Raw genomic sequence first — 24,168 nt, forward strand, 5'->3', positions numbered from 1 at the left:
ATCTATAATTTGTAATCTGTAGTCTTTAGTCTGTGCTCAACCATCTATCATCTTCCCCAACACTACTTGTGCGCAATAAACACCGGCAGCTTGTGTACTTCAATAACATCGGAAACAAAGCTTTTGCGGAACAACTGCGAAACAATAGAACGGCCGAATGCACCACATACCAGTATGGCATCGTCGTTTTCGGCAACCCATTGGCTGAACTCCTTCCGTGGCGCCATGTGCAGGCCTATTTGTTCGAGGTTGGGAAAATGTGCACCTGCCAATTCGCTGATTTGTCCCTGCGCAGGAATGGCAGATTCCGTGTCTTCTTTTAAATAAACCAGCAACGATTTATTGGCCAGCAATTCCGGAAACAGGTATGCAAACTGCTTGATGGCATACACCGAAGATGCGCTGCCATCATAAGCCAAAATGTTTTTACCCGGAAAAACAAAATGCTCCGGCACAATCACCACCGGGCATTCGGCAGCATGCACCACATCGCGTAAAAAACTTGCAGCTTCATCGGTGCCCCATTGCTGGTAAAACTTTTCGCTGCTTAACACCAGCAAGTCAGCAAAGCGCGATTCTTCTTTTAGTTCGGGCAGTGCAAAATCATAGAAATGTTTGTGCACCGAATGGCGGATGTTGTGTTGCGTACAAAGCGTTTCAAAACGATGGATATTTTCCTGCACCTGGTCGGCTTCCGATTGTTCGAGCAGGGGAATAAAATCTGGGCCGCCGGCGGCTGCACCATAGCTCCACAGCGATGCAAAACTTACCTGCGGTACAAACACGGCAACGGCCAGGATAGGCTGCCGTTCGTTGAGTTGGCGAATAAAACTAAACGTCCCTTCTGAAAAGGCTGTTCCGTCAAACGCCAATAAAATCTTTTTCATGGCAATAGATTGAAGGATGATAAAAAGCCATGCAAAAGGTACAAACTACAGGCAGCAAAAGCGGTGACTTACGTCAGGCATTGAGGCAAAACAAACAACTGACCGCACTGAAATAACGACAACTCAATGAGCAGCAAAAAATAGAAAACAATTTACCTGCTGAACAGTGCAGCTAAGTGCAGGCTGTCTTTTAATTGGCCCTGGCACAGGGCAAAAGTGATGGCACCAATGCTGTTGTTGTCGAAATGCAGCTGTGCTTTGCGCACTTCAACGGCAGCTACTTCCAGCGCCTTGCGGTGGTAGCGGCGCACCGGCGTGCTGGTGCCCAATGTTTGCGCAAACGATTGCAAAAAAGCATCGCCGCTATTGCTTATTTCCTCGGGTGTAAACTCACCCAACTCCCACTCGGCCACAACCCGGGCCTGCAGGTTTTCGGCATCGAGGTTTTCCCGTGCAATGGCATCAAAAGTATCACCAATGCGCAGCGCAAAAATGGTCAGAATGAGGTTGTCGAGCAGATCGAAATTGAGTGCATTGGCGGGCACTTCCCTGAAGGTATATAGTCCTTCGATGCCCGACATCAGCAGCAGCGGGTTGATACCGGATGCGGTGGCCTGGGCCTGTATTGCCTGCAAAAATTCCTGTTCGTTCATGGGGTATTTATAGGCGTTTATTGAGCAATAAAATCAGAAGCGGCACTTTTTTCTTGCATAAAAAAACAGGCAGGCAAACAGTGCACACATCCTTGCGTGGTGCCAAAGATAGAAGCCCGGCTTTGCCTGTGCAAAAATTTAGGCTGTTGAAAACATTACTCAGCTTAACGCCAAACTGCGTGGCTTAGGGCTAAAACCCGGCGCCAGAGCGCCGTTTTGCGCAGCCGGCGTGCTGGCAAGAATATTGACCAACTGCCATGCCTGTTTGCCACAACAGGCAGCAGAAAATACAGACGATCATCAAAATATTACCACCTTGAACCCAATATCAGTGTATCCAGGGCACCCATTTCCATTGGGCGCCACGTGGGACAACGAAGGCGTCAACTTCGCCGTGTATGCAGAAAATGCCACCGGTGTAGACCTTTGCCTGTTCGATCCCAACGACCCGGCTTACGAATCGGTGAACATCCGGGTAAAAGAACGCACCAACCATGTATGGCATGTATATGTGCCCGGCCTGCAACCCGGCCAGCTGTACGGCTACCGCGTTTATGGTCCATACGATCCCGAAAACGGCCACCGGTTTAACCCCAATAAATTGCTGATCGACCCATATGCCAAAGCCATTTCCGGCACCATACAATGGCACGATTCGCTGTTTGGTTACGAAGTGGGCCACCCCGATGGCGATCTTTCTTTTTCAGAAACCGACAGTGCGCCTTACATTCCAAAGTCGGTGGTGATCGATCACAATTTTGATTGGGAAGGGGTGCAGCAGCCCAATATTCCCTACCACGAAAGCATCATTTACGAAGCGCATTTAAAAGGATTTACCCGCCAGCATCCCGATATTCCGGAGCACCTGCGCGGCACTTATGCAGCACTGGCACACCCCGTTACTATTCAGTACCTAAAAGACCTGGGCATTACGGCAGTAGAACTGATGCCGGTGCATCATTTTGTAGCCGACCGGCACCTCGTTGATCGCGGCCTCACCAATTACTGGGGCTATAATTCTATTGGCTTTTTTGCACCGGATGTACGCTACAGCAGCACATCGGGGCCGGGCCAGCAGGTAGCCGAATTTAAAAGCATGGTAAAAGAGCTGCACCGCAACGGCATTGAAGTTATTCTTGACGTGGTGTACAACCACACTGCCGAAGGCAACCAGTTGGGTCCTACCCTTTCGTTCCGCGGCATCGACAATGCATCGTATTACCGCTTGGCCGATGGGCGCTATTACATGGACTATACCGGCACAGGCAACACGCTGAATGCAATGATGCCAAACGTGCTGCGCCTCATAATGGACAGCCTGCGCTACTGGGTACTGGAAATGCATGTCGATGGCTTCCGGTTTGATCTTGCGTCTACACTTGCCCGTGAGTTGCACGAAGTGGACCGGCTCGGGTCATTTTTCGACATCATCCACCAGGATCCCGTGATCTCGCAGGTAAAGCTGATTGCGGAACCCTGGGACATTGGCGAAGGCGGTTACCAGGTCGGTAAATTTCCGCCGGGCTGGGCCGAGTGGAATGGCAAATACCGCGACTGCATCCGCGATTACTGGCGTGGCGCCGATAGCATGCTAGGAGAATTTGCGGAGCGGTTTACAGGCTCGTCCGACCTGTACAAAGAAGATTACCGCAGGCCAACGGCATCCATCAATTTTATTACTGCACATGACGGCTTTACACTGCACGACCTAGTGAGCTACCACGAAAAACACAACGAAGCCAACGGCGAATACAACAACGATGGCGAAACACACAACCGGTCGTGGAACTGCGGTGTGGAAGGCCCTACCGATGATGCAGCAATCATGCAACTACGCAATCAACAGAAGCGGAACTTTTTGGCAACGCTTTTCTTATCGCAAGGTGTGCCCATGCTGGTGGCCGGCGATGAATTGAGCCGCACACAGGGCGGCAACAATAATGCTTATTGCCAGGACAATGAAGTGTCGTGGATCGACTGGCAGGATGCGGATAAAGACCTGCTCCGTTTTACGCAAAAACTGATTCAGCTGCGCAAAGAGCACCCCGTGTTTTGCCGCAGGCGCTGGTTTAAAGGCCAGCCTATTAAAGGCATCGGCCTGGAAGACATTGCCTGGTTTTTACCCGAAGGCATTGAAATGGGTGAAGATGCCTGGCGGAGCGATTTTGCCCGTTCGCTGGCGGTGTATTTAAACGGCCGCGGACTGAGGTCGGTGGGGCCTCGCGGCGAGCACATTATCGACGACAGTTTTTACATCATTTTCAACGCATACCACGACAGCCTTGATTACCTGTTGCCCTCGGAAATATATGGCACCCGGTGGATCAAGATTCTGGACACAGCCACCGCCGAAGTGGAAGACGAAGAAACCGAATACCTCGCCAGTTCATTGGTGCCGGTTGCCGGCCGATCGGTGGTGGTTTTATTAAGCCCATTAACTGCACAACAAAAAAAAGAACATGAACAAAAGAAAGGCGCCCGGCGTACGGTTTGATGCCGCGGGTGCAGCAACAATACAAGTGTGGGCGCCAACGGCCAGCCGTGTAACCCTGCACCTGACCGATAAAAACACCGCGGAGGAATTGCATCAGGCATCGGAAGGTTATTGGCAATTGCAAACGGGCAGCCTGCAACATGGTACCCGCTATAAACTTTCGGTTGATGGTGGTGAACCTTTCCCCGACCCAGGTTCCGTATCGCAACCGGATGGTGTGCATGGTCCTTCACAGGCACTGGACTTTTCCAAGTTTTCGGCTAAGCATGTCCGTTGGGATGCGCCAGCACTTGGTGAATACATCATTTACGAATTGCATACCGGCACTTTTACGCCGGAGGGCACGTTCGGTGGCATCATCAGCAAATTGCCTTACTTAAAATCATTGGGTGTAAATGCCATTGAGCTCATGCCGGTAGCACAATTTCCGGGTGGCCGCAACTGGGGTTATGATGGTGTGTTTCCATATGCTGTGCAAAACACGTATGGCGGCGCTGAAGGGCTGATGCAATTGGTAAATGCCTGCCACCAACAAGGCATTGCAGTGGTGCTGGATGTGGTATACAACCACATGGGCCCCGAAGGCAATTACCTGGGTATTTACGGCCCTTATTTTACCGATAAATACAAAACACCCTGGGGCAACGCCATCAATTTTGATGATGCGTGGTGCGATGGTGTGCGGGACTATTTTGTGCAAAATACGTTGATGTGGTTTAAAGATTTTGGTGTGGATGCGCTGCGCCTGGATGCCGTGCATGCCATCAAAGATTTTAGTGCTGTGCACCTGCTGCAGGAGATCAGGAAGGCGACTGATGATTTAATCGAAGAAACCGGTAATAAGCATTACCTGATTGTTGAACTCGATTTAAATGACACCCGTTTCATCAAACCTTTAAAACAAGGCGGCTTTGGCATGGATGCGCAGTGGGTAGATGAATTTCATCATGCGCTGCGGGTAGCGGCCGGCGGTAGCCGCACCGGTTACTACAGCGACTTTTCAGGCATTGAGCATCTGGCAAAAGCCTACAATGATGCGTATGTATACGATGGTCAATATTCGCCGCACCGGCAACGAAAATTTGGCATTCCTGCAAGGGATCATGAGGGCAAACAGTTCATTGTTTTTTCGCAAAACCACGACCAGGTAGGCAACCGCATGCTGGGCGAACGCACCAGCGTGCTGCATTCATTTGAAATGCAAAAACTGATGGCGGCTGCAGTGTTGCTCAGCCCGTTTGTGCCGATGTTGTTTATGGGCGAAGAGTGGAGCGAGCCGAATCCCTTCCTGTACTTTGTAAGCCATACCGACCCCGAGTTGGCTGCAGCGGTAAGGGAAGGTCGCAGGGCCGAATTTGCCGCCTTCCATGCCGAAGGCGAAGCACCCGACCCGGTAGCGGTGGAAACGTTTGAAACATCCAAACTGCAATGGCAGTTGCTGGAACAGGAACCACACAAAACGGCACTGCAGTATTACCAGGCAATTATTCAACTACGCAAGGAACACGAAGTGTTGAAAATCCTCGACAGGACTGGTGTACACGCCAAAGCCGATGCGACAAGTAACTGCCTTGTGCTGCGCCGGGGTCTGGGTAAAAAAGAAGTGGTTTGCCTGATGAATTTTTCGCAACAAATGCAAACTCTTTCCTTACCGCGGCATGCAGCTGGCTACCGCAAAATATTTGATTCGGCAGATCCGAAATGGCGTGGGCCAAAAGCAGCACCAGAAAAGGCGGATACTAACGTTGACGTACAACAGGAATCAGTGGTTGTGTACGAGCACCTGCAGCAGGCACAAAATACAAACCAGTAAAAGTAAATATTTAAACACGGCAGAATCATCATTGATCATTCACCCTTCACCAACATGTACAATCCAAAATCTACCTACCGCATACAATTTCATAAAGACTTTACGTTGGCCCACCTGGAGCAGGTGTACGATTACCTGCGCCAACTGGGTGTAGGCACCATCTATGCTTCGCCTATTTTTGAAGCAGTGCCCGGCAGCACCCACGGTTACGATAGCACCAACCCGCTGCGCATCAACCCCGAGGTGGGCACCATTGAGCAACTGCGCAAAATATCGGCACGGCTACAAAAAGACGACATTGGATGGTTGCAGGATATTGTGCCCAACCATATGGCTTTTGATGTACGCAATCCGTGGTTGTTTGATGTGCTGGAGAAAGGAAAAAGGAGCCGCTACAATCATTTCTTCGACATCACCTGGACGGGTGGCATACTGCACGGCGGCAAGCTGATGGTGCCGTTTTTAGGCAGCTCGTTGGAGGCCGTGATTGAACAGGGCGAACTGGGTTTGCAATATTCCAACGGACGTATTTACCTGAAATATTACGATGCCATTTACCCCGTAAAGCCCCGCACATACCGCATGATTCTAGAGCAGGGCGATGGTAAAAAACCGCAGGCGCTGGAACAATTGTTCGATCAGCTGGACGACCTGCACAGCGTGGAAGGCCCCGTGGCGTATGCAACACAATGGGACGAATGGCGCACCCAGTTTACCGCACTGGAAAAAACAAAACCGGTGCAAAAATTCATTGATGACAGCATTGCTGCGGCATCGGCCGACAAGGCAGTGATGACGCAGATTGCAGAGGAACAGGAATACCGATTGTGCCATTGGCAGGAAACTGATCAGCGCATTAATTTTCGACGGTTCTTTACCGTTAATGGGCTTATCTGCCTCAACATCCAGGACAGCCATGTGCTGGAAGAACACCACCGCTTGATCTTTGACTTGGTGGCTAACGATGTGTTTCAAGGCCTGCGCATCGACCACATTGATGGTTTGTACGATCCTACCGAATACCTGGAAGCACTGCGCCACAAAACAGGTGAGGAGACATACATTGTTGTTGAAAAAATACTGGAACCCGGCGAGCCCATGCCGCATTGGTGGCCCATTGAAGGCAGCAGCGGTTACGATTTTTTAGCACAGGTAAATGGCCTACTTAGTTACAGCGGCGGCGAAAAATCATTCACGCAGTTTTACCACCGCCTCACCGAAGACCACCAAAGTATTGCGCAACATATTTACCAGAAAAAACACCACATCCTGTACGAGCATATGGGTGGCGAGTTGGCCAACTTGTACCACCTGTTCATGCAATCGAATTTGGTGGATCGCAGGGCGCTTTCATCCATACACCGCGAGGATTTGAAAACGGCACTGGCCGAGTTTTTAATTCAATGCCCGGTGTACCGGTACTATGGCAGCAGCTTTCCGCTGAGCCACGAAGAAGCAGGCGAAGTATACCAGATTTTTCAACGCATCCGGCGCAGCGGCAATGCAAAAGAAGCAGCTTTGCAGGTGTTTGAAAATGTGCTGCTGCACTACCCTCCGCACCGCGATGAGGTGTACAATAAAAACGCGGCGCATTTTTACAAACGATGCATGCAGTTTACCGGCCCGCTGATGGCCAAAGGAGTGGAAGACACAGTAATGTACACGTACAACCGCTTTATTGGCCACAACGAAGTGGGCGATGCACCCGAAGCTTTTGGCTTGTCGGTGCCCGCTTTCCATAAAATAATGCAGGAGCGGCAGGAGCAGTGGCCGCTGGCAATCAACGGTACTTCCACACACGATACCAAACGCGGCGAAGATGTGCGGGCAAGGTTAAATGTGCTCACCGAATTGCCCAAGGAGTGGATTGCCAAAGTGGGCGAATGGCAGGCTTTAGCCAAACCCCTGAAAACTGCAGATGGTCCCGATGGCAACGATGAATATTTTATTTACCAAACGGTACTCGGTGCTTACCCCATGCCGGGCGGCGATGAAAGTGATTTTGAAAATCGCCTGGCCGAATACATGCAAAAAGCGTTGCGGGAAGCCAAGCGTTTTTCCAATTGGACCACGCCGAATGAGGCATATGAAGGCGCAACAATCCAATTCGCCAAAAGCCTGTTGCAAAAAGGGGGTAAGTTTTGGAAAAGCTTCCAGCCTTTTCATCAAAGAATTGCCGATGCAGGTATTGTAAACTCGCTGGTGCAGGTGCTGCTGAAATTTACCTGCCCCGGCGTGCCCGATGTGTACCAGGGCTGCGAGTTTTGGGACCTGAGCCTGGTAGACCCCGACAACCGCCGCCCGGTTGATTACAACCAGCGCATGGCGGCTTTGCAGGAAATGGATGGCCAGCGGGTCGAGACCCTGATCCCCGAACTTTGGAAGTCTCGTTTTGATGGCCGCATCAAACTGTGGCTTACCCGCGAACTGGCACAGTTGCGGCAAAAACAATCTTATATTTTTTCGGAAGGCGAATACCACCCGCTGGAAGTAACGGGCCAATACAAAGATCATGTGATTGCGTTTGCACGCAAACACCGGCAACAGGTTTTTGTGGTGGCTGCACCGCTGCATACGGCGGCCCTTTGTACTGCGCAAAAAAAGACCGATGTGCTGCAACTGGATTGGGCCGATACCAGCATTCAATTGCCTGATGAAGCCGACATTGCATGGGACCATATTTTTGACGGCACCAGCGCACAATTGGATGGATGCATTGCCGTAAAAGATCTGTTTGCTCATTTGCCGCTGGCCATCATGAAAGGCCATGTGCTGGACAACGAACGGGGCGCTGGTTTGCTGCTGCACATTTCATCGCTGCCCTCGCCGTTTGGCATTGGCGATATGGGCCGCGAAGCCAAGTTGTTTGCCGACTTCCTGTTTCGCAGCAACCAAAAATACTGGCAGTTGTTGCCCCTTAACCCTACCGAAGCAGGCCAGGGGCATTCGCCGTATAGTTCTATATCCAGCCGTGCATTCAATACCCTGCTTATTTCTCCGCGCAGCCTGATGGAAGATGGCTGGATCACACCGGAAGAAATGGAAGGGGCAAAATTGCCGCCTGCGGCGCGGGTTGATTATGATGTAGTGGAACAAAAAAAAGCAGTGCTTTTTGAGCAGGCATTTCAACGGTTCTTGGAAACTGCATCTGAAGCGGACAGGGCTGCATTTGCCGCATTTAAAGAAAAAGAAACGCATTGGCTGGAAGATTTTGCACTGTTTTCTGCACTGAAAAAAGAACAGGGTGGCGCCGCCTGGTTTCAATGGCCCGAGCCCCTAAAACAACGCAATGCTGCTGCACTGAAAAAAGCAACAGTAGCACATGCAACGGAGTTGGAAAAAATTGCGTGGCTGCAATGGCAGGCCTCGCGGCAGTGGCACCACCTGCGCAGTTATTGCAACGATCACGGCATCCGGCTGCTGGGCGACCTGCCTATTTATCTGAGCTACGATTCGGTGGATGTGTGGTCGAACCGCGACCTGTTTGCAATTGATGAAGAAGGCAAAATGATTGGCGTGGCCGGTACCCCACCCGATGCATTTTCCGACGATGGGCAGCTTTGGGGCATGCCGGTGTTTCGTTGGGATGTATTGAAAGAACAAGGCTACCAATGGTGGATCGAGCGGTTGCGGCACAACACGGAACTCTTCGACCTGGTACGCATCGACCATTTCCGCGCCTTCGCCGATTACTGGGAAGTGCCCGCCGATGCGCCTTCGGCAAAAAGCGGCCAGTGGAAACCCGGGCCTGGCGCCGATTTTTTTACCGCAGTGCAGGAAGCGCTGGGCGGCCTGCCCTTTGTGGCCGAAGACCTGGGCGAAATAAACAAAGCAGTGACCGATCTGCGCGACCAGTTTCGCCTGCCGGGCATGAAGATCCTCCTGTTTGCCTTTGGCGACGACATGCCCCGCTCCGATTATATCCCGCATAATTATAATCCCAACTTTTTGGTGTACACCGGTACGCATGACAATAACACGGTGCGTGGCTGGTTTGCAACCGAAGCCAACGATGCTACCCGCCAGCGGCTGGAAGCATATGTTGGCCGCGGTCTTTCGGCAGCCGAAGTGCACTTGGTACTGGGGCAGATGGCGTATGCATCGGTAGCCAAAACTGCGATCCTGCCCGTGCAGGACCTGATGGGCCTCGATGAATCGGCACGCATGAATGTGCCGGGGCAGGGGAGCAAGAACTGGGCATGGCGGCTCCTACCCGGCCAGTTAAACGAAGGTGCCGAGGACCTACTGAAAAAATGGACAGAATTGTATAACCGGGAATAAAAAATGCAATGGAACAAAAACGCCCAGACAAAATTGTTTGGGCGTTTTCTTTAAAAAGCGAGTGCCTTTACTTTAAGCTTGCCATCGGTCAGTTCAAGGCCAGGCAGTGGCACTTTGATGATGTTTAGTACAAAAAATGCGGTGCGCAAAAACTTACTGTTAGTGGGTATTTTGGTTAGGTCAATATCCGGTGCCAGGTACCATTGGCGGCGGCGCGGCAAATTGCGGCGGTCAAATACAATGGCACCAGTGCGATCCTTGCGGAGGTTTTCTTTTTGTCCGTACAGGTGCTCACCGCCCATGCCCACCGCCAGGTTCAGCCACCGGGGCAACCCTTGAGCACCAAGGCTGTGCAGGTTGGCACTCAGCCAAAAAGTTTGTTGGTTATAATCTTTAATAGCCCGCTCAGCCCCGGAACCAAACAGGATTGATATCTGCTCGTCGACCTGTTTGTCGGTATAACTACGGGGCACACCCGAAAATTTCAACTGCAATTTCTGCTCGCCCCAGCCCCATTGCTGCGCTGCCCAAAATGCAGTACCGCCAATGTTAGCACCCACATCTGCCCAGCCCCAGCCCCAGCGCGGGTTGTGGGCATCGATCAATTCTTTTGCAGTCATGAATAATAGACTGCCGCCTGCAGCCACCCAGATACTTTTCTTTTCATTCACTCCTGCCCAGTTGAGCGTGCCGTGCAGCAAGCGTGCCGTGGTGTACGACAACTGGCCATGCAGCATTTTATCCATACCGAGGTAGTCGAGCCCGCCACGATCCACATGAAATTTAGAGGTGTACTTATATTCACTGGATTGTACAAACAGCAACAACGCGCCACCCATTACCAGTGTTGTACCCCCAGCCGCAATCCATTTTCGGGTAGCCGGTGCCGTTGTATCCGGTTGAATCATGGAAGCATCCGCACCATGAACCGTTACAATGTTGCAAAGCAGCAACGCGAACACAAAGGAAATCGATCTAAATAAGCTGACAGGTTTTGGTAACATCATATGTAGCGTGTTGCAACCGTTGAACAATTGGGAGGAAATACAGTTGCCGGTGCCGTAAACCTAACCGTACAAACCCACAAATGAAAGCAAGCCATCACCTATATTTTTACACATATATACAGCCTTGAAAAACAAGCACATCCGGCAACCGCTTATAAAAATTATGACTGCGCCGCAGCGGCAAGTTTCGTAACTTAAAGGTGGCTAACCGACCGTTCAATCTTACACCTTAAAACCTACAGATATGAACGAGCATTCTATTTCCCGCTTTGCCGTATATCTTCTTTCGGCAGTGATGTTGGTGTTTGGCATTTATCACCTGATGTATCCCAAAATGTGGCTGGTGTATGTTCCCGATTTTATCCCCGGCGGCATTCTTTGGGTGTATTTTACCGGCATTGCCTTTATTGGCGTAGCGCTGGCTTTTGTTACCAACCGCATGGTAAAACTGGCCGGGTACCTGCTGGCAGCAATGCTGCTGGTGTTTGTACTCACCATTCACCTGCCCAACTACCTCAATGCCGGCGACCCCGAAATGCGCCAACAGGCATTTGCCAGTTTACTGAAAGACACGGCCATCATGGGCTTTGCCCTTTTTGTGGCAGCCAATGCACGGCACCAGCGCATCAACGAAGCAGAGGAAGAAGCAGAAACAGCCCGGATCAGGGTGCTGGAAACCAACACGCCGGCAACGGTATAAATTGGTCCTGAACCGGAAAAAGTTAGCAAAGGCAAAAGGCTTGCAGGGCCCCTGTACGCCCAACAAAAAAAGCACGGTCATGTACTTTTTTTGTTGGGCTGATCAATGTCAACAGGAATCAATTTGTTTTATAAAAACTGCGTCAGGTAAACCTCCACCAGCCGTTGCACTTTCTGATCAAGGGCAATTTTGGGTTTCAGCAGCAGCATGTGTTCGGGCTGCTCCAGCGTCAGTTCAATTACCTCTTTGCGTTCGCCAAAATGAAACAAAATATTCATCCACAATTTTTGGCTGGGCGAGTTGTGGTTAACACGGGTAAAATAATAATTACAGGCAACCTGTTTTCCCCCATATGTAAAATGAAACAGGCGGCCGGCCTGCGTAAAAAATTTTTCGGGGTTCATGTGTAGGGGCTTGTTTTACTTAAAGATAAACGGACTTGGGCTTTTGCCAATAGGCAGTTGAGGTTGCGGCCCTTATTTTATGCGGGCAGGGTATTGGGGCAAATTTGTTTACTTCGCGCAGATTGATACCAAACCCTCACCCATGGCACCACGAATGAAAGTAACGAGGCTGTTCCAGGCATTTTTTAAAAGCGAACGCAGTGCGGGTTACGTATTGATCGGCACCACCATTTTAAGCCTGCTGCTGGCCAACGTGTTGATCGGGCCTGCGTTTCCGGAGTTCTTTCACCACAAGGCGGGTTTTGCAAACAAGTTTATTTCGCTCAACCTGTCGCTGGAGCATTGGGTAAACGATGGCCTGATGACGATCTTTTTCCTGCTCGTTGGCCTCGAAATAGAGCGGGAAGTGTACATCGGCGAACTCTCCTCCCTCCGCAATGCTTCCTTGCCGCTGTTTGCGGCACTGGGCGGCATGGTCATTCCATTCGGCATTCACTTTTTATTCAATGCGGGCCTGCCTACACAGGGCGGTGGCGGCATTCCAATGGCTACCGATATTGCTTTTGCGCTGGGCATTTTATCGCTGGGAAAACGAGTTCCCTATGGACTAAAAGTATTTCTCACCGCCTTTGCCATCATCGACGACCTAGGTGCCATTTTGGTGATTGCATTTTTTTATACCAAAAGCCTGCAGATGCTATACCTGCTTGGTGCAATGGCTGTTTGGGGATTGCTGTTTGTGTGCAACCGCCTGAAGATTTACCGCGTTTGGGTGTACCTGTTGCTGGGCGTGGTCATGTGGTACTGCATGCTGCGGTCCGGGGTGCACGCCACGCTGGCTGGCGTGTTGCTGGCGTTTGCCATGCCTTTTGGTAACGGCGATGAACAGTCGCTTTCCTACCGGGTGCAGCACTGGCTGCACTACCCGGTTGCGTTTGTTATTCTGCCGCTTTTCGCCCTCACCAATACCGGCATTATTATACCTACCACCTGGTTCTCCGACCTGCAAAACAACAACAGCCTGGGCATCATGCTGGGGCTGGTGGCAGGCAAGCCGCTGGGCATTATGATTTTTTGCGGTGCGGCGGTGGCCCTGGGCTGGAGTTCTTTACCCACGGGTGTAAACTGGCGTTACCTGCTGTCGGCGGGCATTTTGGGCGGCATTGGCTTTACGATGTCCATTTTTATCACGCTACTGGCCTTCGATGATCCTAACGTGGTGGCACAATCGAAAATATCGATCCTGCTGGCTTCGGTAGTGGCTTCGGTGCTGGGTTTGCTGGTGCTGCAAATGGCAGGTAAAAAGGACCTTGCTTTGCAAGGCAAGCCCTAATGTTTTCTATTCCATTCTTTCAAGATAGTTTTTGCGTATGCCGCTGCTGATCTGGCTCTTGTCATTTTTGTTGGTAAAATCCGAACCGCTGCGCCGGTTTGAGTTGCGGGGCAAAGCGCAGGGCACTACCTATTCCGTAATTTATTACGCCACCGACAGCATCGTAACCAAGGGCCAATGTGATAGCGTGTTTCGTTCCCTCGACAGTGCGCTTTCCATTTACCAACCCGATTCAGAAATCAACCGGTTGAATGCGGCAAAAAGAAAATTTGCTGCGGGACCCCATTTGCGCAATGTGTTGCAAAAAGCCGCTGTAGTGAGCCGCCAAACCGGCGGTGCATTTGATGTAACAGTGCTGCCGCTGGTACAGGCCTGGGGCTTTGGCGCCAAGCCGCACAACAACCCGCCGGACAGCGCCGCCGTGCAGCAATTGAAGTCCTGCACGGGCTGGCAGCAGCTACGCATCAGGGGCAGGCATGTGTATAAAAAAAAGCCCTGCGTGCAGGCCGATGTAAACGGTATTGCACAAGGCTATAGCGTAGATGTACTGGCCGGTTTTTTAGCAGCGAAAGGTTTGGAAAATTACCTCGTGGAAATTGGCGGCGAATTAAGCGTTCAGGGCCGGCGCCAGCCTTCCGGCGAGCCATTTACCATCGGCATTGAAAGCCCCGAAGCAGCCGAAAACATGGGTGCTCCGCTGCAACAGCAACTGGCGCTTCGTTCGGGTGCACTCACCACATCAGGCAGTTACCGGCGGTATTATTTAAGCGGCAATAAAGCCATTGCACACCTGCTTGATCCGGCAACCGGTTTTCCGCTGACCAACAACCTGGTGGCTGTAACCGTGTGGGCACCGGACGCCATCACGGCCGACGCTATAGACAATGCGCTGATGACGATGGGCCTGGAAAGGGGCCTGCAGTTTGCCGAACAACAAAAAGACCTGGAAGCGTATTTTATTTACAAAAAACGGGACGGCACCCCGGCCGATACCGCCACTTCCGGTTTTTATGCATTGCTGCAAGAAAAGAAAATTCAATAATCAATTTTTATCCCTGCCCGGCTGAAACTGAACCGTTACAATCCCTATTTGCCGCAAGATTAACAGCCAAAAGTGGAATTGGGTACAGATTTGGGTATAGAGAGGGTAACACTGTTTAACCATGGAAACTTTCTCTACCGTACTTTTTGTTGACCAGTTCCCCATTGGCTACCGGGTACAGCGCAGCGCCAACCGTATGGAGCTCAATCCAGCTGAAAACCCGTCCCGTAGCTTTATAGCACCACATCTGGTAGCGGAAAACCGCGGCGGGCATTGGGATGTTTCGGGCACCGAAAACCCCGAGATCATTCAGCAGGTGCTGGACGAATTGAATCACAACCTCGTCACCGGAATGCCCATATTGCTCAGCGCTGCACCATAATCTTAACTTCGATAGCGCTTTTTTAGTTAAACCCTTTGTACAGCAAGCGGTTGCGTGTAGAACTTTCTCTACAGCGCCCATTGATTTTCTTTGATTTGCTCCGGCTAAAACCCGCTAGTATCAATGGTGTTTTTAAGGTCTGGTATTTGCGCAGGTAGCGGTGCCAAGCGCACCTTTTTCCCATGCAAACCGAAGCAAACACCCGGCCTGTAGCCGTTCGTATACTCCGCATTTTACTAAAGTCCATCCTGTTCCTGCTGCTTTTTGTGGTGGTTATTTTTCTATTAATACTCACGCCGCCGGTGCAAAGCTTTTTGACCGGCAGGGCGGAAAGTTTTCTGGAAAAAAAGCTGCAGACAAGGGTAGATATTGGCGCTGTGCGCTTTGGGCTTTCCGGTAAAATAAGCCTGCAGGACGTGTACATTGAAGACCGCTCAAAGGATACCCTTGTATCGGGCGGCTCCATCAAAACCCGGCTGGCGCTGCGCAAACTGCTCAATAATGAACTTGAAATTAATTACTTGGAGCTGGAAAATATTACCGCCAAAATAAAGCGGGTACTGCCGGACACCACGTTCAATTTCCAGTTTATTGTAGATGCATTTACACCCAAAACGACGACGGTAGACACCACAACCACCGCGCCGATGAAGATGGCGCTGGACCGGCTTACGCTGGACAACGTGGTGTTTCAAATGGCCGATGATGTAACGGGCAGCAACATGCGGGTACGCATTGGCGGCGCTGAAGCCCGCATGGACAGCATCAACCCCGCAGCTTTTTACTACGATATTCCTTCGGTGCAGCTGCGCAACGTAACGGCCAATATCCGGCAGTATAAGCCGCTGGCTACGCCGGAGCCGCTTTCCAAAGACATTGCTGATGCCGTTACGCCGCAGCCCATGCAGCTAAAGATCGGGCAGGTTGACCTGTCGCAGATTGCGGTAAATTTTGCCAACGATGTTTCGGCTTTTTATACCGACCTGAACCTGGGCCGGCTGCAAACGACCGGGCGGCAGCTTAACCTCTCGAACAATACCGTGCACCTCGAAAACCTGCTGCTGGAAAACACAACCGCGGTGATCCGTATGGGTAAATCGGCGGGTGCCAAGGTGGTGGAAAAAGAAGTAGCGCAGGAAGTGGAAGCACAGCAGGTATTGGGATACGATTTCCGGGTGGGCCAGTTGCGCCTGAACAACAACAACATCAAATTTGACAACGACAACGAGCCCCGTGCCCCACGCGGCATGGACTATGCCCACCTCGATGCCAAGGCGCTGACCCTGCATGCAGACGGGTTGGTGATCACGCCAGATTCGATGGCGGCCCGCATCAGCAGGGGTTCGGTTCAGGAAAAGAGCGGCTTTAATTTGCAGGAGTTGCAAGGCAACCTGTTGTATGCCTACAACGGTGCCCACCTGCAGGATTTATACATAAAAACGCCGGGCACCGAACTACGCCGCGATCTGACGCTGAAGTATTCTTCGTTTGAAGCGCTGATGAACAATTTTCCGCAAACGCAGATGGATGTCAACATCGACGACAGCCGCATTAAAGTGGCCGACATCCTTACGTTTGCGCCCATGCTGGCAGCACAACCCGCTTTCCGCAACGCGAACGATACCTGGTATGTGGACCTGCAGGCCCGCGGATCAATGAACGATTTGTTGGTAAATAACCTGCAATTCAGCGGCATGGGCAATACCAGCATCAGCGCCTCGGGGCGGCTAACCAACCTGACTAACCCGGATAAAATGGGTGCCGATTTTACGGTAAACCGCCTGCGCACCACCAAAAGCGACCTGCAAACCCTGAGCGGCGGCGCCATTCCGGAAGATGCCATCAACCTGCCACAAAATATTGACCTCGACGGCACCATCCGCGGCAGCGGCGGCAATCTCGCCACCAATGTAAACCTGCGTACTTCGGCCGGCTCGGCAGCCATTCGCGGCACGTTTGCCAATATTACCAACCCGTCCGCTGCCCGCTACGATGCTACTGTGCAGGCCCGCGGGCTCCAACTGGGTTCCATTTTGCGCAACCCGCAACTGGGTTCGCTTACGGGCACAGTGCGGGCCAATGGTGTAGGCTTTACGCCGGAAAGCATGCGCACCAACTTTTCAGGGGTGATCAGCAATGCCGGTTTCAATGGGTACAACTACCGCAATATAGATTTCAAGGGAAATCTTGCCGGAACAGAATTTTCGGCCACGCTAGACAGCCGCGATGCCAATGCCGCATTTGACCTGACGGCTTCCGGCGATTTTGGCGGGGCCGCTCCTGCCATTAAATTGTCGGGTATGATCGACAGTCTGAAAACAATGCCGCTTGGTTTTACTACCGAACCACTCATTTTCCGTGGCCGTATTGCCGGCGATATGCCGTCGCTGGACCCCAATGCCCCCCAGGCTGATGTGCAAATAACGGAAGCGCTTTTTGTAACTGGCGCCAACCGCCTCAATCTGGATACCCTGCAACTGCAGGCTGGCGGCACCGACAGCGGCCAGTACATCAGGGTGCAAAGCGATATCATCAACGCCGCTATAGAAGGGCAGTACCGGCTTACGGAGCTGGCGGCAGTTTTTCAGCAAAACCTGGCGCCTTATATCAACCTGATGCCTGCCGGTGCACCGGCGCAGGTGCAACCTTATGATTTTACGTTCCGGGCCGATGTGCAGCCCTCTCCCATCATTGGCGCCTTTGTACCGGGCATGGAAGTTACCAGTCCCATCAACATCGACGGAAGGCTGGCAACAGGCTCAGGCATGCAGGCTAATGTGGTGTCGGATGGACTAGTGTTTGCCGGAAGCACACTTACTGGTATCAATATACAAGCTTATACAGAGCCGCAGGGGCTGCAAATAAGGGGCGAACTGGCCGGTGTGCAAAGCGGCGGCATTGTGCTGCACCGCACCAGCATCACTGCAACGGCACTGAACAACAACATCAATTTTGGCCTGAACCTGCGCGACAATACCGACCGCAGCAAATACATGCTGGCCGGGCTGTTTCAGATGGAGCAAAGCGGCATCAATCGCCTTTCCCTTTCGCCGGACAGCCTGATGCTGAACTATAATAGCTGGAGCATTGCACCCAACAACCAGATTGTGCTGGCGCCTACTTATATGCGTGCCGACAACTTCGTGCTGTCACAGGGTGCACAGCGGCTGGAGTTGCAAAGTGGCGCCGGCAATGGCGTGCAGCCGCTTACAGTTACGTTCGATGAATTTCAGCTGGCAACACTAACCGGCTTTATACAGGAAGATTCGCTTTTTGCCGACGGCAGAATTGATGGCGTGGTGACATTTCCCGCATTGCCCAAACAAATACTGTTCACCTCCGACCTCACCATTGCCGACCTGGCCATGCAAAACGATACCATAGGCAACCTGCGGCTGCAGGTGCTGAGCCAAACGCCACAACGCTACGATGCCGATGTGGTGCTGAGCGGCCGCGGCAACGATGCCCGCATTACCGGCTCGATGACGCAACTGGCAAATGACATTGGCCTGGACCTGAATGTCGCCCTGCAGCAATTGCAATTGTCCACGTTTGAAGGCGCCATGGAAGCATTTGTTACCCGTGCGGCCGGCACCATCAGCGGCAATATGCGCATTGCGGGCACTGCTTCCAAACCAGATATTGACGGCGGATTGCGCTTCAACCAGGTGTCGCTCAACACCGTTGCCATCGGCGGTCCGTTTAATATTAATGATGAAGAATTGCGCCTGAATAACGACGGGCTGGTGTTCGACGGGTTTTCCATTTTGGATACAGCAGGCCAGGCCCTGAATATTGACGGCACGGTAAAATCTTCCAACTTTATCAACTACGCATTTGACCTAGATGTGAACGCCGATAATTTCAAAGCGCTGAGTACGGTAAAACAACCCAATGCTTTGTATTACGGTGACCTGGTGATTTCGACCCGCATGCATGTGGGCGGCACCGAAACAGCGCCTGAAGTGGATGGACAGGTAACGGTGGAGGAAGCAACCAATTTTTCGATTGTGATTCCCCAGGCCGAAGCCGGCGTGGTGTCGCGGGATGGGGTTGTGGAATTTGTAGATTTCGATGCGCCGCTCAACGACTCGCTGTTCCGTGCTTATGATTCAATAAACACATCATCGCTGGTGGGTTTTGATGTGGCGGCAAACATCACCATTACCAAGGAAGCCAACTTTAACCTGGTGGTGGATGTAGCTAATGGCGACTTCCTGAACATTCGCGGCGAAGGCCAGCTTTCGGGTGGCATCGACCCCAGCGGCAAGATCACCCTCACCGGTACCTACACCGTGGAAGAAGGTGCTTACCGCTTTTCGTTCAACTTTTTGCAACGGCGTTTTGACCTGCAAAAAGGCAGCACCATTACCTGGATGGGCGAACCCACCAATGCGCAGCTCGATATGACGGCAGTGTACATTGCCAATACTGCCCCGCTTGACCTGGTGGAAGCCCAGGTGGAACAGGACCAGCGCAATTTTTACCTGCAAAAACTGCCGTTTAACGTGCTGCTGAACCTGGATGGTGAAATGCTGAAACCCGTGCTCACCTTCGATATTACCCTGCCTAAAGACCAGAACTATAATGTGGGCGGCGACGTGGTGCAAACCGTGGATTATCGGCTGGCGCAATTGCGGCAGGAGCCATCGGAATTGAACAAGCAGGTGTTTGCCATTTTGCTCCTCAACCGATTTGTGGGCGAAAATCCATTTGGCGGTGGCGAAGGCGGTGGCTTTAATGCAGAAACATTTGCCCGCCAGAGTGTAAGCAAACTGTTGACAGAACAGCTCAACAACCTGGCCGGCGACCTGATTGCCGGCGTGGATCTGAACTTCGGCGTAACCTCCAGCGACGACTATGCCACCGGCAACCGCCGTACCCGCACCGACCTGAACGTGGGCCTGAGTAAACGCCTGCTCAATGACCGGCTGACGGTAAACGTGGGCTCTGATTTTATGCTGGAAGGCGCACAGCAAAGCAACCAGCGGTCGTCGAACATTGCCGGCAACGTGGCCATTAATTACCAACTGAGCCGCGATGGCCGCTATGCACTGCGGTTTTACCGCCGCAACGAATATGAGGCCGAACTGTTGGGCCATGTTATTGAAACCGGCCTCGGCTTTATTATGACGGTAGATTACAACCGGGTTCGGCAAATATTTGAAAGCACGAAAAAGAAAGAAGAACGACGGAAACAGTGGCAGCTGCAACGCGAAATAGAAGCACTTAACGCAAGAGAGCAAGAACCCCAAACCGAACAAAAGAACCAATGAACCGACAGCAGTCATTAAAGTTGTTTTGCCCGCTGGCAGCCCTGGTGCTGCTGGCGGCCTGCAATGTTACCAAAAGCGTTCCTGCCGGCGACCGCCTGTACACCGGCGCCACCGTAGACCTGAAGGCCGACAGTGCCAGCGCCAAACTGCGCAAGGTGCTCCGTTCCGACCTGCAGGGACTGACGCGGCCCAAACCGAATGCGCGGTTTTTAGGCATTCCATTTAAACTATTGATTTATAATGCGCTGAGCAATAAAAGCGACAGCTCTTTTTGGGGCCGCATCCGCGAACGCCAGGGTGAGCCGCCGGTGCTGATGAGCGATGTGAACATGCAGGTAAACATGGACAACCTGCGCACCCACCTCGAGAACAAAGGCTTTTTCCGAGCTTCGGTCAGTGCCGACTCCACGCTGTCGGCAAAAAAGGGCAGCGTAAAATACACCGCACTAGCGGGGCGGCAATACCTGCTCGATTCGGTAATATACCCGCAAGACAGCAGTGCACTGGCCGCGTCTATCCGCGAAAGCACTACGGCGGCGCTCCTTAAATCCGGCGCTCCATTTGACCTGGATGTAATTAAAGGCGAACGGATCAGGATTGATGCGTACCTTAAAGAGCGGGGATACTATTTCTTTAGCCCGGAGTTTTTGCTGGCCCAAGTTGACACTACCGACGGCGATGCATCGATTGACCTGCGCATGGTGCTGAAGCCGCAAACACCCAGCGAAGCCGACGAGCCCTATCGCATCAACAGGGTGTACATTTACAGCGGTTATAACCTCAACTCCAGCCGGCTGGATACGGCTAAAAACACAGGCACACTTTATAAAGGCTTTACTGTAATTGATCCGCGGAACCGATATAAGCCGAAAATGTTTGACCTGGCCATGCAGTTCCGCCCCGGTGAACTCTACAACCGCACCGACCACAACATGAGCCTGCAACGACTCATTAACCTGAACGAGTTTCGTTTTGTAAAAAACCGGTTTGAACCCCTGCCCGACAGCAACAAGTTGGATGCCTATTATTACCTGACGCCGCTGCCCAAAAAATCGATCCGGGCCGAAACCAATGCCATCACCAAAAGCAGCAACCAGAATGGTTTGGAACTGACCGTAAGCTGGCGCAACCGCAACACATTTGGTGCCGGTGAGCACCTGCGTATATCGGCATATGTAGGTAGCGAAACGCAATTTGGCGGCAACTTCCGTGGTTACAACACCTTCCGCACTGGCGCCGAGGCCACCCTCAGTATTCCTCGGTTTGTGATCCCGTTTTTTGATGTGCGTACCCGCGGCAGCTTTGTGCCGCACTCCAATTTTGTGCTCGGCTACGACATACTGACCCGCAACAAACTGTACACACTCAATTCGTTCCGTGGCGGTTTTGGCTACACCTGGCAGCAAACCCAAAAGGTTCGGCACGAGTTTAACCCCGTGAGCATTACCTATGTGCAGCCGATCAATGTAACAGCAGAGTACCGGGCCAATATTGTAAAATACCCCTACCTCTCCAACATCATCGACTCGCAGTTTGTGCTGGGGATGAACTACAATTTTAACTACAATGACTTGGTGGCTGGTGTTACCAAGCCCAACTCGTTTTATTTCAATGGCCTGATCGATCTTTCGGGCAACCTAGCCGGTGCATTTACCGGCGGCAAAGGCAGCCCCGAAAATCCGAAGCGCTTGTTCAATGCAGTGTTTGATCAATACGCCAAGTTTGAAACCGACCTGCGCTATTACCGCAGCTTTGGACCGGCGCTTACCTGGGCCAACCGCATTATTGTTGGTATGGGCTTTCCGTATGGAAACTCCAACCGGCTGCCTTATGTAAAACAGTTTTTTGCCGGCGGCAACAACAGCATCCGGGCCTTCCGCAGCCGCACCCTGGGGCCCGGCACCTACCGCCCAGATGAGCCCACCACGTTTACCGACCAGACCGGCGATATAAGGCTGGAGTTCAATACAGAGTTCAGGCCCCGCATCAGCGGCCCGCTGTATGGCGCCATTTTCCTGGATGCCGGTAACATCTGGCTGCGCAACGAGGACCCTAACCGGCCTGGCGCCAAGTTTTCGAAAAACTGGGTAAAAGAACTGGCAGTAGGTACCGGTGTGGGCCTGCGGCTGGATATCCAGTTGTTTGTGATCCGCGTGGACCTGGGCATACCGGTGCGCAAACCGTGGGAACAAAACCCACGCTGGTTCTCGGATCTGCGTTTCGGGCAAAAACAATGGCGCAAGGAAAACCTGGTGTTCAACCTGGCGATTGGATATCCGTTCTAAGGAATGTCGAACAGACGAACAAGGAATCTCGAACAGAAGAAGTCTGGTGAGCATATCGAACAAGAAACAAGGAATGTTGAACTGCAGAACGGAAATTGTGAATGATGGGTTTTGAATTTGAATTGACCCCAATAATTAATAATTCATAATCAATAATTTACAAGCCCTCCCCCTACTTCATCATTCGACATTCCTTGTTCCTCTGTTCATCATTCTTTTTGCTTTTCTTCACCTTTTCCGGCCCTCCGTTTGCAGATTGCGCGGCACAATGGCTATGAAAAACAACCTCTTCCTCCTGATGCTTTCTGGCTCCCTGGCTCTGGCATCCTGCGGCAAAGTAGCCGCCACTGTGTTTGGTCCAAAAACGCCCCGCGAGGCGTATGAACAATCACTGGATAAAAAAGATTTAGACAAAACTCCCGAAGGCCTGCGTTGGACGGCAGCCGGCAATGCAGCTTTGGCGCAGCCGGTAAAAATGACCATTCCGTTCAAACTGGATGGTCATTTTCCTGCCGCGCAGCAACTGGCGCTGGGGCTTCAGTTTAACGCAAAAAGGGGCGGCCAGCTGCGCATTGCACTCGATAAACCTGCCGCTCCGTTTACATTGTATGCCGAACTGTACCAGCACGAAACAGGCACAGAGCCCCAGCTGCTGCATGCCGCCGATACGGCAGCGCAGGAATTTACCTACGATATAGAAACCGCCGGCACCTACACACTGCGCCTGCAGCCGGAGCTGCTCAAGGGCGGTAATTATTCTATCACGGTAACACAGGGCCCGTCCATCGGATTTCCGGTAACCGATCCCAAAGCCAATATTGGCTCGTTTTGGGGCGCCGACCGCGATGGTGGCAAGCGCCGCCATGAAGGGGTGGACATTTTTGCAAAAAAAGGCTCGCCGGCAATAGCCTCGTTGGATGGCTACGTTACAGCCATCCAGGAAACGCCGATTGGCGGTAAAGTGGTGTGGCTGCGCCCTCACGGTAAAGACTATACGCTGTATTACGCCCACCTCGATAAACACCTGGTGCAATCGGGCCAGACCGTAAGCAAAGGCGATACGCTGGGCACGGTGGGCAATACCGGTAATGCCCGCACTACACCGGCGCATCTGCACTTTGGCATTTACACAACCCGCGGTCCGGTTGATCCCCTGATTTTTGTAAATAAAGTGGTGAAAAAACCTGCAGCCGTGCCTAAAAAATCGCTGGCGGGATACATGCGGCTAACCAAGGCGGCAAACGGCGGCACTTTACCTACCAATACCATTGTAATGCCGGTGGCGGTTGGCGCCAAAACCTATCTGGCTGCCCTGCCCGATGGAACGATCATGGAGTTCCCGTTTAGCGCCGTCCAGGCAACCACCAAGCCCTTGAAAGCCCAGCCGGCTACCGCCCAAGTGCCATTGCTACAATTGCCCGCAGCCGATGCGGCAACTGCCCAATGGATTGCGAAAGGCAGCCAGGTAGAAGTGTTGGGATATTTTGAGGAATACACACTAGTGCGTGCCGGCAACGTGGAAGGCTGGATGCCGAAAGGATAGTGGGATTTACGATTGACGATTTTGGATTTACGATTGATAACAGCCGATGACTCTTATTCGTAAATCCA

14 protein-coding genes are annotated in these 24,168 nt (G+C 52.1%); 10 read left to right on the forward strand and 4 right to left on the reverse strand.

The features are described 5' to 3' along the window. Positions 1-62 precede the first annotated feature (62 nt). Together EPD17_RS17675 and EPD17_RS17680 are read right to left on the reverse strand one after the other, a co-directional pair. The gene (locus tag EPD17_RS17675; protein WP_132055851.1) at positions 63-887 is read right to left on the reverse strand and encodes a hypothetical protein; all 825 of its coding nucleotides are present in this window, start codon (positions 885-887) and stop codon (positions 63-65) included. Between the two features lie 152 nt (positions 888-1,039). Further along, a complete protein-coding gene (locus EPD17_RS17680) occupies positions 1,040-1,540 on the reverse strand; it encodes a hypothetical protein (RefSeq protein ID WP_132055852.1) in 501 nt (166 codons plus the stop codon). Between the two features lie 316 nt (positions 1,541-1,856). On the opposite strand from EPD17_RS17680, the gene glgX reads away from it, so the two are divergent. The 3 genes from glgX to treY are packed head-to-tail and all read left to right on the forward strand — an operon-like array spanning position 1,857 to position 10,128. Then, positions 1,857-4,034, forward strand: coding sequence for a glycogen debranching protein GlgX (gene glgX, locus EPD17_RS17685; protein WP_132055853.1), 2,178 nt, complete (start codon positions 1,857-1,859; stop codon positions 4,032-4,034). After that, positions 4,000-5,847 (forward strand): malto-oligosyltrehalose trehalohydrolase, encoded by a 1,848-nt coding sequence (gene treZ, locus EPD17_RS17690; protein WP_132055854.1) that lies wholly within the window; start codon positions 4,000-4,002, stop codon positions 5,845-5,847. The genes glgX and treZ overlap by 35 nt, the downstream gene beginning before the upstream one ends. 54 nt (positions 5,848-5,901) lie before the next feature. Continuing rightward, positions 5,902-10,128, forward strand: coding sequence for a malto-oligosyltrehalose synthase (treY, locus tag EPD17_RS20270; RefSeq protein ID WP_132055855.1), 4,227 nt, complete (start codon positions 5,902-5,904; stop codon positions 10,126-10,128). Between the two features lie 50 nt (positions 10,129-10,178). On the opposite strand, the gene EPD17_RS17700 is transcribed toward treY, so the two are convergent. Continuing rightward, complete coding sequence (locus EPD17_RS17700) at positions 10,179-11,135, reverse strand: DUF2279 domain-containing protein (protein ID WP_132055856.1); 957 nt, start codon at positions 11,133-11,135, stop codon at positions 10,179-10,181. A 244-nt stretch (positions 11,136-11,379) separates the two neighbouring features. On the opposite strand from EPD17_RS17700, the gene EPD17_RS17705 reads away from it, so the two are divergent. Further along, entirely contained in the window at positions 11,380-11,835 is a 456-nt protein-coding gene (locus tag EPD17_RS17705) for a DoxX family protein (protein ID WP_132055857.1), read from the forward strand. Positions 11,836-11,963: 128 nt separating this feature from the next. On the opposite strand, the gene EPD17_RS17710 is transcribed toward EPD17_RS17705, so the two are convergent. After that, a complete protein-coding gene (locus EPD17_RS17710; RefSeq protein WP_114234829.1) occupies positions 11,964-12,239 on the reverse strand; it encodes a hypothetical protein in 276 nt (91 codons plus the stop codon). A gap of 142 nt (positions 12,240-12,381) precedes the next feature. On the opposite strand from EPD17_RS17710, the gene nhaA reads away from it, so the two are divergent. From nhaA to EPD17_RS17740, 6 genes are all read left to right on the forward strand, one after another. Beyond that, a complete protein-coding gene (gene nhaA, locus EPD17_RS17715) occupies positions 12,382-13,572 on the forward strand; it encodes a Na+/H+ antiporter NhaA (protein WP_240040663.1) in 1,191 nt (396 codons plus the stop codon). Between the two features lie 37 nt (positions 13,573-13,609). Continuing rightward, on the forward strand, positions 13,610-14,614 hold the full coding sequence (locus EPD17_RS17720; RefSeq protein ID WP_132055858.1) for an FAD:protein FMN transferase: 1,005 nt from the start codon (positions 13,610-13,612) through the stop codon (positions 14,612-14,614). Between the two features lie 121 nt (positions 14,615-14,735). Next, positions 14,736-14,996: a hypothetical protein gene (locus tag EPD17_RS17725; RefSeq protein WP_114234827.1), complete on the forward strand. Its 261-nt coding sequence runs from the start codon at positions 14,736-14,738 to the stop codon at positions 14,994-14,996. Between the two features lie 182 nt (positions 14,997-15,178). Continuing rightward, positions 15,179-20,272, forward strand: a complete 5,094-nt coding sequence (locus EPD17_RS17730; RefSeq protein ID WP_132055859.1) for a translocation/assembly module TamB domain-containing protein — start codon at positions 15,179-15,181, stop codon at positions 20,270-20,272. Then, positions 20,269-22,557, forward strand: coding sequence for a translocation and assembly module lipoprotein TamL (tamL, locus tag EPD17_RS17735; protein WP_132055860.1), 2,289 nt, complete (start codon positions 20,269-20,271; stop codon positions 22,555-22,557). Before EPD17_RS17730 ends, tamL begins: the two co-directional genes overlap by 4 nt. Before the next feature lie 274 nt (positions 22,558-22,831). Beyond that, the gene (locus EPD17_RS17740) at positions 22,832-24,100 is read left to right on the forward strand and encodes a M23 family metallopeptidase (protein ID WP_165929654.1); all 1,269 of its coding nucleotides are present in this window, start codon (positions 22,832-22,834) and stop codon (positions 24,098-24,100) included. The last annotated feature ends 68 nt before the right edge of the window (positions 24,101-24,168 follow it).

It is taken from the genome of Pseudocnuella soli (assembly GCF_004347775.1).
Lineage (GTDB): Bacteria > Bacteroidota > Bacteroidia > Chitinophagales > Chitinophagaceae > Flavisolibacter > Flavisolibacter aquaticus.